The following is an 11,719-nucleotide window of genomic DNA, read 5'->3' as shown; positions in this document are numbered from 1 at the left end:
TCTCTCGCATGAGACCAAGACTAACCTCCGCCCGCACTCACCGCAGACGCGGTCATTCGCCTCCTCGGCCGGGCATGATTCGCCTGGGCCCCGGGAAAGGCGGGTAAAGCGAGAAATCGTTATGATAATCAAGACCGAGGAGGTACCACATGCCTGAACCGCTACCGCCCTCCGCGGCGGCACTGGCCCAGCGGCTCAACACCCTGCTGGACATCGCCGCCGCCGAGCGCAGAGGAGAGCGGCCGCAGTTCCCGGAGATCAAACGTGGAGTCGAGGAACGCGGCGCCCAGGTCTCGAGACAGCGGTGGCACTACATGCGTGCTGGGACCGGCCCCCTCACGACCGACACCAAGCTCCTTCACGCCCTGGCCGACATGTTCGGAGTGCCCATCACGTACCTCACGGACCCAGAGCCGGAGATCCCGGACCGGGTTGGAGCCCAGCTCGAACTGCTCCGCACGATGCGCGAGGCAGAGGTGAAGTCCTTCGCCGCCCGCACCCTGACCTCCGACCTCTCCGTGGAGACCCTGCTCGAGATCAGGGACATCATCGACCGCACCCTCCGCGAGCACCGCTGACTCTGCGCGTCAGCCCAATTCCCGACAGGGACACGTGAGGCGCTAGTCTGGTTCGGTGCAACGCCGCAGGCACAGCCTGCGCGGTCGCCGCGCCTCCTTAGCTCAGTTGGCCAGAGCATCTGTCTTGTAAACAGAGGGTCGCCGGTTCGAATCCGGCAGGGGGCTCCAAGAACCCCTCTCTGATGGTGTCGGTATGTACTTCTATGCGCCCTGCCGGGCGACGGGCCGGCGGTCAGTACTTGGCCATGCGCGCCTTGACCTGCGCGACGTAGACCTTGGTGTCCTCGTACATGCCTCTGGACTGGACCGACCCGAGGCCCTGGTAGTAGCCGGCGACGGCCACGTCGAGGGAGGGCGCCTGGGCGCGCAGCCAGCGGAGCATCGCGACGCCGGCGGCGATGTTGTCGGAGGTCTTGCGCAGGTCCAGTGCGGGCCGGCCGGAGAGCGCGGCGAGCCAGTCCCGGTTGGCCGGCATGATCTGCATGACGCCGATCGCCCCGACGGACGAGGTGACGTTCTGCCGGAAGCTGGACTCCTGCTCGGCCACGGCAAGGGCCAGGGCCGGGTCGACGCCCATCTGGGTGGCGGTCTGCCGGACCATGGACTGGACCTGCGCGACGCTCTCGGTCCCGGACGCCGGGGCGGCGGGGATCGTGGGTCCGGCGCTGCCTTCCGAGCGGAGCGGGTCGACGACGGTCGTGCCCGAGCCGGGCCGCCATTCGATGCGCCCGCCCTGGAAGTCCTGCGCCTTGCCGCCGGAGATCGCGTACTCGTCGCTGGTGGGGTAGCCGAGGTTCCCGTTCTCGTACCCTGCCTTCGCCCACGCCTGACGGATCGCGCCACCGGACTCGTGCGCCCCGGTCTTGGGGGACCAGACGATCGCCCCGCCCTGGTACATCTGGTAGACGCCGCCGTCCTTCAGGCCGGGGATCTCGTCGGTGGCGGGGTAGCCGAGGTAGCCGTCCTCGAACCCGACCCGCTGCCAGGCGTTCCGGATGGCGCCGACCGACTCGTGTGCCCCGGTCTTCGGGGACCACATAATGAGCCCGCCTTCGAAGGCCTGGTAGGACCCGCCGTCGCGCAGGCCCCGGACCTCGTCGCCGGTGGGGTACCCGAACCTGCCGTTCTCGAGCCCGTACCGGGCCCATGCTGCGCGGATCGCGCCGCCGGACTCGTGTGCCCCTGTCTTGGGTGACCAGAGGATGGCCCCGCCCTGGTACATCTGGTAGACGCCCCCGTCCTTGAGGCCGCCGATCTCGTCGGTGGTGGGGTAGCCGAGGTAGCCGTCCTCGAATCCGGTGCGCTGCCAGGCGTTGCGGATGCCGCCGAGGGACTCGTGTGCCCCGGTGGTAGGGGACCACATGATGAGCCCGCCCTGGAAGGCCTGGTAGGAGCCGCCGCCCCTGAGGCCGCGGACCTCGTCGCTGGTGGGGTATCCGAACTTGCCGTTCTCGAGCCCGTTGCGGGTCCATGCGGCGCGGATGGTCCCGCTGGACTCGAAGGCACCAAGGGTGGGGTTCCAGATGATCGCCCCGCCCTCGTACATCTGGTAGACGCCCCCGCCCTTGAGGCCGCCGATCTCGTCCGTTGTGGGGTAGCCGAGGTGGCCGTTCTCGTAGCCGTTCCTGGCCCAGGCGGTCCGGATGCCGCCGGTGGAGATGTGCGCGCCGGTGAAGGAAGTCCAGACGACGGCGCCGCGCTGGTAGATGCGGTAGAAGCCGCCGCTGCGGATCGCGCCGAAGTCGCTGGTGGCGGAGCCGAGCCCGGCTTGGGCGGCCTTGGTGTCGATCACTGTGGCGACGGCCGCGGGCGGCGCGTTCTTCCCGGCGATGGTCACAGTTGCAGTATCCGCCCCGACGGAGTTAACGGTCACACGGGCGCCGCCGGCGGTGGTGAAGGTCTGCCCGGCCTGCCAGGCCAGGCTGCTGGCGTAGACCCCGGCGAACGGGAGCGTGGAAGGCGGGATGAGCAGCGATTCGCTCTCGTCGAGGCCGCCCTTGATGATCTCGATCCCGCGGTTGCCGCCGATTGCGGTCGGGGCGTCGTAGCCGTTGTTGGTCTTGAACTGGACGTAGTACCACTCCCCGGTGGCCGGGTCCTTAAACTTCAGGGCCCGGTGCGAGGCTGTCCCTGCCCAAGGCAGGAGGGTATAGGTGACGGTGGCTCCGGCTGTCCCGGCGTCGGTGATCTCGTCGCCGCGCCCGAAGCCGCCGTACTCGTACAGGTAGGAGTTCAGGTGGGGCTGGCTCCACTGGGAGACGCCCATGAGGTCGGTCCGGTCGCCATAGGCGCGAGTGCTGCACGATGCGTCCGCGAAGCGGCCTGCGCCGCGGGCGGAGTCGGCGGCACCGTTGCTGCACTGGAGGGTGTTGGCGTGGCCGAGGCCGAGGACGTGGCCGACCTCGTGCGCCGTGACGGGGCCGGTGAAATTGGACGGGCGGGGCAGCAGGATGCGGCCGCTGGTCTGCCCGGCGGCCCAGCCGGCGCCGAGGTTTCCGCCGGAGCCGTAGACCATGACGTCGTCGCGGGGGACGGCGAGGATGAGGACGCTGTTCCCTCCGGCGGCCCAGCCGATCTCGCGGGCAACGGTGTCCATGATGGCGGTGAAGTCGTCGGCGGAGGACGCGGAGGTGCGGAATCCCGCGAGGACCCGGTCGACACGCATGCCTATGCGCCCGGAGGACATCGAGGACCAGTAGGTGCTGGCCGAGGAGATGGCGTTGCGGTAGGCGTTGACGTCGAGCGCTGCGGCGTCGGCGGCGGTCTTGTCGCGGGTCTGCAGTGTGACGAGGGTGACGGAGAGCTGGGCGGCCCGCTGCGGGAACGCGGTCGTGACGGCGGCCGGGAGTGTGGCCGCCTGGGCCGGCTGGCCGGTGAGGACGGGGGTTGCCAGGACGGTCAGGACGAGGGCGGCCGAGGTCAGTCCGCGCTGCGCGGCGCTGTGCCGGTGCCCCATGTCGGGGCGGCGCTTCTTGGCGGGCACGGCTCGGTGTTTAGGCGCGCGTCGGCGCATGGGTCCTCCAAGTGCGGGGATGGTGTGGCTGGTCTAGGCGGCAGTAGGGCTGCCCAGGACGGTCGGGGCCGGTGTTCCGCCGGGGGCGTGGCCTTCGTCGCGCCGTGCGGGGCCGCGGCTGCGGCGGTGCGTGAGGGCGGCCGCGCAGGAGGTTGAGTGCTGCGCAGCCGATCAGTGCCGGCTGGTTCCGTGGGCGGGTTGAGGGTTGGAAGCGGAGTAGACGGTCGCCGTCGTGCTCGTGTCGGCGGCGTGGGCGGGCGACGGCGCCGCCGAGGGCGCGCTTGCGGGCGCTCGGCGGGGACACGTCGGAGGGGGCACGAATACATCGTCTCGGCCTGAAAGCCTGCGATCCCCGTTCCTGCGCCAATCCTGCGGTGATCCTGAGGGCTTGCGCTGCCTTGGAAGTCGGTTCGCCGTGCTGGGGGCGGCCGTCGCCGCGCGTGGGTCCTTCGGGATTGGAAACGGCCAGCTCAGCCCAGGCCCCCCGGGTGGCGGAGGAGGTCGTCCCGGACCGCCCGCAGGCACGCTGCCGCGTACCCTGCCCACGGGCGCTCCCTGTCCCAGGGGACCGGGGCCCTCGCAGCCGGAGTAGCAGTGCCCGATGGCCCCGTCGTACACCGGGATCAATGCAGCCAAGCTTGGTCCCGAAGAGGTCCACCCGCGTTGGTGGGCGACGCCTCAACGCCGCCTACGTAGCCGGTCCGCCGATCCGGTACATGCGGATTCCACCGTATTACGGGCGAAAGCTGATGATCGTCTTTCCCTTACGGCGGACGGTCGGGTTGAGGGCTGAGACCGCCTCGTCGAGGGGCGCGATGGTGTCGATGTTCGTCCGCAGTCGGCCGTCCCGGACCCGCTGCACGATCTCGACCAACTCGGCCCGATCAGCCTCCACGACGAAGTCCACCGCCAGGCCATCGGCCGGGCGGCCCTCGACAGGCCCGACGATGGACACCAGCGTTCCCCCAGGCTTGATGACGGCCGCGGACCGCTTCTGAATCTCGCCTCCGATGACATCGAAGACCAGGTCGACGCGGCCGACAGCGTCGAGCGCGTCGTTCTCGAGGTCGACGAACTCGTGCGCGCCGAAGTCGAGCGCCTTCTCACGGTCGGCGGCGCGGCCTGTGCCGATGACGTAGGCGCCAGCCTCGCGAGCGAGCTGGGCCACCATCGTCCCGACCGCCCCGGCCGCGCCGTGGGCAAGGACTGTCTGCCCGGCTTGCAGGCGGCCGTGCTGGAACAGGCCCTGCCACGCGGTCAGGCCGGAGATCGGCAGGGATGCGGCCACGGTGAAGTCGACGTCGCCGGGCAGCGGGGCGAGGTTGCGCGCCTCGATCGCCACATACTCGGCGAGGGTTCCGTCTCGGTGCCAGTCGGCGAGTCCGAAGACCCGCTGTCCGATCGAGAGTCCGGTCGTGCCGTAGCCGAGGGCGCTGACCACACCCGCCACCTCATGGCCGGGGATCGAGGGTGACTTGTCGTGGCCGGCGCGGTCGGTCCAGGTCGACGGCCAGTCCATCTCGGTCGGGACGAATCCCGAGGCGCGAATCTGGACGACCACGTCGTTTATTGCCGCGGTCGGCTCGGGGCGCTCGGTCAGTGTCATTCCGGCGAGTCCTGCTGCCTGATCGGTGACCACGATGGCTTTCATGGGTTTTTCCTCTGTCGTGTATCTGTTGACGGGAAGTTGAAGCGGATGTGCCGGGCTTGGTTGGGGATGAGTGCGGCGCACTCGGTGGCTGGTAGGTCAAGTTCCGTCGTCCAGATCATCACCGGGTGTTGGTGCACGTTCAGCAGCGTCAGCGTTCCCGCAATCAGGAAGGCGAGGCTGGCGATGGAGACGGGGCGCCTGCCGCCATAGTTGGACAGGCGACCCGTAACCAGCAGTGTTCCGAGCGTTCCGCCCGAGTAGGCGACCACGTTCAGGGAGGCGTCGGCACTGCTGAAGCCGTCCTGAGCCCGATAGACGTTGAACAGCGGAATTGTTGACCCCACCGTGGCGAATGAGGCCAGCAAGGCGACCACCGCCGAAGCGAAGGCCACCAAGAGGCCTTCCTCCCGGCCGAGTCGGTTTTTCGCTGGTCCTGATTGGTGCTCGAGAGCCAAGTCCTGGCGTGGCCCAGCAGATCACCCTCCTTAGTGGGGCCTGGAACGAGAAGCCACTGGAACGCTGATCTCGACCCATCGATCCGATTTTTTTGGGTCGGTCAGCCCATTTCTTCCATTAAGCGCGGGTGCGAGTGGGCTGTCAAGCCCACTTTTGATCTATACTTGGAAGCATGAATGCCAGTGCGGGGATTCGGGAGCCGCGGAAGCTCACCGGCAAGGGGCAGGCGACCCGCGAGCGGATCCTGGAGCACGCGGCGGAGCTCATCTACACCAAGGGCGTCCATGCGACGAACAACGAGCAGCTCCGGCGGGCAGCCGGCGTCAGCGGGTCCCAGCTCAACCACTACTTCCCGACCAAGGAGAGCCTCGTCCTGGCCGTCATCGAATGGCGCGCCGACCGGGTCCTCTCGTTCCATCGAAGCGAGCGGTTCGCCAGCTTCGACAGCCTGGACGCATTGCAGGAGTGGGCGGACTTCTACGTCGGCTTCGAGCGCGCCCATCAGGAAGGCTGCACTCTCGGGTCGCTCGCGAGCGAGATCATCAAGACTGACCTCGACGTCCACAATCAGCTCGCGGACGCGTTCGACCAGTGGCGGGACATCTTCCGCGACGGACTACAGCGCATGCAGGAGCTCGGCCGGATCAGCGCCGATGCAGATCCGGCCCGTCTGGCCAATCTTCTGCTCTCGGCGTTCCAAGGCGGGATGCTCCTCTCCCAGGTCCAGCGGAACCCGGCCCCGCTGAGAGACGCCCTGCAGGCCGCCATCGACTATGTGCAGACCTTCGAGACCTCTCGCGACTCCGCCTCACCCCGGCTTCAATAGCCGCCAATGATCAAGGCAGGTTTACAGATCCCGGTGTCCCACGACGATCTCCTCGAGAGCCGCCAAGCCTTCTGACGAGCACTGAACGTGACGGCCTGATTCAGGACCAGCTGCCTCCCGACCGGCGTGTTGTGATGGTTTGATTCAGGACCGCCTCTGACGGTGGGTGTGCCCGATGGGTTTGCCTACCTGCGGTGGTCCGGATGGGAGGTCGTGCGGAGCTGCTCACCGGAGTCCGGCGGGACGAGCGGGTCGAGAGCCTCGGGATCTGGGCACTGGCCCGCAGGTGTCGCGTGGGCAGGGACACCGCAGCCCGCCAGCAGCAGCGCCGCAGTCGCGCTGCGAGCACGGGCAGAGCGTTCCCGAGGCGCATGACTAAGGGACAGCAGCGCATCTTCCCCACTCTCTCCAGAGCGAGCGTAGGCTCAGGCGCGGCTGTGTGTAAGGGCGGATGGTGGGGCGGTATGGCGCCCGAGGGGGTGCGCCGAGCAGACTGGGGCGCATGACCAGCGCTGAACTTGAAGTGCCGATCGAGCGGATCGAGGAGTCCGTCAAGGGCATCCTGGACCTCGTCTCCTCCGGCGGGTCCTGCATCCTCACCCAGGGCGGCAAGCCTGTCGCACGAGTGGTCCCCATCAATGACGAGACGGAGGCTGCGTGGCGCCTCCAGTCAGCCGAGATCGAAGCCGCGCAGGAGGCGCGACCCCACAACATGCAGGATTAGGCATATCCGCGAGGGGCTGAGTGCCCGTCACCTTAGTTCTTGTTGCTGCCGAACTCCCTGCTCTTCAATGCCCGCTTGTAGCGCGCTTCGGCGGCATCCACTTCGGTGGTGGACGTGCTGGGGCGGAAAACGCGGAGGATGCTGAACCGGAAGTGGCGAGCGTGCCCGGGCGGGAGGTCTTTGAGGGCGAGATTCCCGCCGAGCTCCGCCCGTTGGCGCGGACTGCGTCCGGCCACCAATGCACAGGGATCTGGAGGATGTCGGGTTCCAGCGAGGAAGGCGTCCGCTCCGGTGGCGTGCGCAGCCGCGTACCTGAGGCGGCCTGGCCGGGCGCGGGCGCTGTCAGCGAGAGGGGCCGCCCCCCTGCGGGTTGGCCCAGGCTTCGGGGCGGCGGCCGTACCATGCCCATTCGATGGCGGCTGTGGTGAAGCCGGCGCAGGCTCCGAACACGAGCGCTGTGGCGAGAGCGGGGAGGGGGTAGGTGAGCTGGACCACGGCTGCAGCGAGCCCGTAGCCGAGCGTGAAGCTCACTGCGCTCACGCCGATCCACCGTCCCGCCGCCCGGTTCTCCTTGCCGAGCGCCAGCCATCTGCCTGCCCCGATCCCGGCTCCGGCCAAGAGGCCGAAGGCGACGTTGACCGCGGAGTTGCTGAGGTACTTGTTCGCATTGGCCCAGAAGGCCTCGGTCACGGCCAGGGCCGCCCAGGAGGCCAGGACGAACCCAGCAGCGCAGCCCGCTGCCGTCGCGGGCAGCCACCTGCGCGGGCGGGGAAGCAGTGGGCGGAGGGCGGCCAGCTGGAGGGCCCCCGGGCCGGTGCCGAGCACCGCACCGTACAGGGCCAGAGTGGCGGCGCCGCCCAGCAGCGGGCTCATGGCCGACCAGAGCGGTCCGCTGAAAGTGGCCCACAGCACCACCGCCGCTGCGTACCCGATGGTGTTGGCTGCGACCCACGCGGTGCCGGGGCGGCGGGTCAGGATTCTCATGGGGTGGCGGGGCCGAAGCGGTAGAGGGGGTGGAGCTCGGCGTGGGCGTCGTGGTTCAGGTCCAGGATGTAGCGCCCCTCCATCCACACATGCTCCCCGACGCCCGGGTAGGGGCCGGGGACCGGGTGCGGGTCTCCCGCGCACACGGCGTACACGATCGGCTCCAGCGGAGGGATCGTGCAGACGGCCTCGATGTCCAGGCTCCCGCCTGTCTCGTCGGCGTCGTTGCCCGGGGTCAGTAGTTCCCGGTAGGCGGGGTCCACGTCCAGCAGGAAGATCGTGTCCCCGTCGCTTCCGGACTGGACCGCCTCGACGCGGCCGCTGACGCGCAGGCAGGCCGCCACGACCTGGAGGCGGTCCGGGTCATAGACGTACCGGTCCTGGTCCGAGGGGCTGCAGCGGGTGATTCCGGGACCCGGACTGGGGGGCGTAACGGACGGGCGCGAGCAGCCGGCCAACGCGAGGAGGCAGGCCGCCAGCACTGCCGGCATCCGATGCCGCGTCCGCGCTGCCGCTTCAGGCATCCGGTGTCCTCCTGCACAGCACGAACCAGGCATCCAGGGCCCTCCCGTCCCGGCTGGCGCGCCCGACGGTGACATGGGCGCCCACCGCACGAAGCGTGTCGGTGGTGCGGTGGTAGACGAACCGGCCCAGCCGGGCCGAGTTCGCCCGCACCGCCGGCCAGCCCCGCGGGGCCCGGGCCGGGAGCCTCGCGTAGTCGATCACCAGGAACCCGCGCTCGGTCCTGGCAACACCGAAGTACCCCGGGCCCACCAGGGGCCTGAGCACGTGCCTGTTGTACCCGAAGACCTCCCCCAGCTCTGTGCGGAAGAACCTCTTCTCGAATCTGCTCAGCAGCGGGAGGGAATTGCGCCCGGCATGGACCACTGCCTGCCAGGCGGGTGTGCCTGCAGGCACCAGATGCGCGGTGTCGGTCAGCGCAGCGTCCGCGGCGGCCTCGAACAGGAGGGCCTGCTGCGCTGGACCGAGCGAACGGACTGCGCCGACCCGGGCCTCGTCGTCGAGGCTGTCGAGGTGGTCCTGGAAGCCATGCAGGTCTACCTGGTCCCCGTCGAGGTAGTCGCGGATGTCCATGGAAGCGTCCCCTCCTTCCTCCGGCTAGCGTGCCGGCCTACGGGTTCTCTGCTTTGATCAGGTCAGCGGCGCGCTCGGCGATCATGACGGTCGGGATGTTGGTGTTCCCCCCGATGATGGTGGGCATGACCGACGCGTCGACCACCCGGAGGCCCGGCACGCCGTGGACGCGCAGGCGCTCGTCGACCACCGCCATCGCATCACGGCCCATCCTGGCCGTCCCGACTGGGTGGTCCCCATGCTCGGCGAAGGCCCGGGTCCACGCCAGCAGCCCGTCGTCATCCTGCACGCCGGCGCCCGGATAGCACTCATCCCCCCGCAGCGCGGCCAGCGGCTCGGCGCTGACGACCTCACGCACCAGCCGGATCCCGCGCAGCAGCGCCGCCCGGTCCCCACGGGAAGCGAGGTAGTTCGGCTGAATGCGAGGCGGATCGAGCGGGTCAGCCGAGCGCAGCGTCACGCTGCCGCGGCTCTCGGGCCGCAGGAGCAGGGTCAGGAGCACGAACCCGTCGCCCTTGATCCGGGTGAGACCGTGGTCCATCGCCCAGACGGGAAGGAACGCGAACTGCAGGTCCGGGGCCGCCAAGCCGGGCTCGGATCTGGCGAAGCCGCCCGCTTCGAGCACGTTCGACGCCAGCGGGCCCCGGCGCGAGAGCAGATAGTGCAGGAGGTGCCGCGGCAGGGCCCAGGGGGCCAGGGCCCGGCCGAAGCCTAGCGGCTGGGCGCAGGAGCAGGCCACGCCCATGGCCACGTTGTCGTGCAGGTTCTGCCCGACCCCGGGCAGGTCCTTCACCACGGGGATGCCCATCTGCCGCAGGTGCCCGGACGGGCCGATACCGGACAGGAGCAGGATCTGCGGGGAGTGCAGGGCCCCGGCACATAGGAGCACTTCGCGACGCGCCCGCACGGCATGCGGGCGGCCGTCCTTGACGTAGGCGGCGTCCACCCCTGAGGCGCCGATGTGCAGCCTGGTGACCCGCGCCCCGGTCCTGACCGCCAAGTTCGGCCGGGCCTTGGCCGGGCGCAGGTACGCGTCCGCCGCGCTCTGCCGGCGCCCGCCCCGCTGGGCCACCTGGTGCAGCCCCACCCCTTCCTGTTCGGCCCCGTTGAAGTCCTCGTTGCGCCGATGCCCCGCAGCGGCCGCGGACTCCAGGAAGGCCCGGGACAGGGGGCTGACCCAACGCAGGTCCTCAACCCGAAGCGGGCCGCCGGCGCCGTGGAATTCCGAGGCACCACGCTGGTTGTCCTCGAGCTTCCTGAAGTAGGGCAGGACCTCGGCGAAGCTCCACCCGGGGTTCCCTGAGGAGGCCCAATGGTCGTAGTCTCGGGGTGCTCCGCGCATGCAGATCATCGAGTTGATCAGGGTCGACCCGCCAAGGCCCCTCCCCCGGCCCACATACAGCCGGCGCCCGTTCAAGTGCGGTTGGGGCTCGGTCTCCAGCGTCCAGTCGTAGCGGGACTTGTAGAGCAGGCTGCCCGCGGCAGGGACCCGCAGCAGTGGGCTTCGCGGGGCAGGGCCGGCCTCCAGCAGCAGGACCGAGGCCCGCCCGTCCTCGCTCAGCCGGTTCGCCAGCACGCACCCCGCAGACCCCGCCCCAATGACCACATAGTCGTAGACCGCCTCAGGCATTTCCATTCCCCTGCCCGCACCCTCCGTCCAGCGGTTCAGTCCACCTTGGCCGACCGGTCCTACTGCAAGCCCATTCAGGCCTCCTCCGTGGACACTCCTGGAAGGAGGCCTACTGCTCAGGCTGCTGCCAGCATCCCCGTGGACCGCCCCGCAGCCAAGTGCCCAAGCGGGATCCGGCAGAATCTGCGAGCCGGGTGACCGCGAGCCGCCTCTTGGCGATTCGACTGCTCTCGGTTTCTGCGTCGGGCCGGTCGGGAGATACCGAGGGTCCCAGAAGCAGGGACCGTAGGTGGGCCCCAGGCACTGGCACCCGTTGATGGCGCACCCGGACTTCGGGGGTGTCCACCCAAACTGAAACGCAGAGCTGAGAGGGGTTTTGCATCACATGGACTCCAGCAACCGAACCGACTGCTCTCGGTTTCTGCTTCCGGCCGAACGGGTATCCCTTTGGGCATGCCCTATCAAGAACCGGCCTCGCCGCTGCACGGGACGATGCTCGAGCTGATCGGCGAGGCGCGACGACGGCGGATGTCGCACAGCAGGTACTCGCTCGAGGGGTGCGAGGTCCTGCTATGGGTCCATGCCCCGGCCGGTGAACATACCGCGGCGGCTTGTGAAGGCTGCCTGGAGCACTGGCCGTGCCGGACCGTGCTAGCGGTCCTCGGCGGTCTGGAGGCCCCGCCCCAGCCCGGCAGTCTGCGCCTGCTGCGCGGCTGATGACGGCCGTGCCGCGCGGCGCCCAGCTGACTGGTGTACGGTTAG

10 protein-coding genes and 1 tRNA gene are annotated in these 11,719 nt (G+C 69.4%); 4 read left to right on the top strand and 7 right to left on the bottom strand.

The features are described from left to right. The first annotated feature begins 149 nt into the window (after positions 1–149). Together CGQ25_RS02570 and CGQ25_RS02565 are read left to right on the top strand one after the other, a co-directional pair. Positions 150–578, top strand: coding sequence for a hypothetical protein (locus CGQ25_RS02570; RefSeq protein ID WP_208711673.1), 429 nt, complete (start codon positions 150–152; stop codon positions 576–578). Positions 579–669: 91 nt separating this feature from the next. Beyond that, positions 670–746: transfer RNA gene (locus tag CGQ25_RS02565), tRNA-Thr, on the top strand. Between the two features lie 64 nt (positions 747–810). Here the strand turns inward: CGQ25_RS02565 and CGQ25_RS02560 are convergent. The 3 genes from CGQ25_RS02560 to CGQ25_RS02550 form a co-directional block, all read right to left on the bottom strand. Then, positions 811–3,561: a transglycosylase SLT domain-containing protein gene (locus CGQ25_RS02560; protein WP_208711672.1), complete on the bottom strand. Its 2,751-nt coding sequence runs from the start codon at positions 3,559–3,561 to the stop codon at positions 811–813. Between the two features lie 763 nt (positions 3,562–4,324). After that, a complete protein-coding gene (locus CGQ25_RS02555; protein ID WP_208711671.1) occupies positions 4,325–5,242 on the bottom strand; it encodes an NADP-dependent oxidoreductase in 918 nt (305 codons plus the stop codon). Further along, entirely contained in the window at positions 5,239–5,637 is a 399-nt protein-coding gene (locus CGQ25_RS02550) for a hypothetical protein (RefSeq protein ID WP_208711670.1), read from the bottom strand. The genes CGQ25_RS02555 and CGQ25_RS02550 overlap by 4 nt, the downstream gene beginning before the upstream one ends. A 233-nt stretch (positions 5,638–5,870) precedes the next feature. On the opposite strand from CGQ25_RS02550, the gene CGQ25_RS02545 reads away from it, so the two are divergent. Then, on the top strand, positions 5,871–6,524 hold the full coding sequence (locus tag CGQ25_RS02545; protein ID WP_208711669.1) for a TetR/AcrR family transcriptional regulator: 654 nt from the start codon (positions 5,871–5,873) through the stop codon (positions 6,522–6,524). 502 nt (positions 6,525–7,026) lie between these two features. Beyond that, a complete protein-coding gene (locus CGQ25_RS02540) occupies positions 7,027–7,248 on the top strand; it encodes a hypothetical protein (RefSeq protein ID WP_208711668.1) in 222 nt (73 codons plus the stop codon). A gap of 342 nt (positions 7,249–7,590) precedes the next feature. Here CGQ25_RS02540 and CGQ25_RS02535 read toward each other — a convergent pair whose 3' ends face one another. The 4 genes from CGQ25_RS02535 to CGQ25_RS02520 are packed head-to-tail and all read right to left on the bottom strand — an operon-like array spanning position 7,591 to position 10,957. Further along, the gene (locus CGQ25_RS02535; protein WP_208711667.1) at positions 7,591–8,232 is read right to left on the bottom strand and encodes a hypothetical protein; all 642 of its coding nucleotides are present in this window, start codon (positions 8,230–8,232) and stop codon (positions 7,591–7,593) included. After that, complete coding sequence (locus tag CGQ25_RS02530; protein ID WP_208711666.1) at positions 8,229–8,756, bottom strand: hypothetical protein; 528 nt, start codon at positions 8,754–8,756, stop codon at positions 8,229–8,231. Before CGQ25_RS02530 ends, CGQ25_RS02535 begins: the two co-directional genes overlap by 4 nt. Then, positions 8,749–9,327, bottom strand: coding sequence for a hypothetical protein (locus tag CGQ25_RS02525; protein WP_208711665.1), 579 nt, complete (start codon positions 9,325–9,327; stop codon positions 8,749–8,751). The genes CGQ25_RS02530 and CGQ25_RS02525 overlap by 8 nt, the downstream gene beginning before the upstream one ends. A 37-nt stretch (positions 9,328–9,364) precedes the next feature. Beyond that, a complete protein-coding gene (locus tag CGQ25_RS02520; protein ID WP_208711664.1) occupies positions 9,365–10,957 on the bottom strand; it encodes a GMC family oxidoreductase in 1,593 nt (530 codons plus the stop codon). Positions 10,958–11,719: the final 762 nt, after the last annotated feature.

The sequence above is a fragment of the Sinomonas sp. R1AF57 genome (assembly GCF_002224485.1).
In the GTDB taxonomy this organism is placed as follows: domain Bacteria; phylum Actinomycetota; class Actinomycetes; order Actinomycetales; family Micrococcaceae; genus Sinomonas; species Sinomonas flava.
This window is presented reverse-complemented; position numbering and strand designations above follow the sequence as displayed.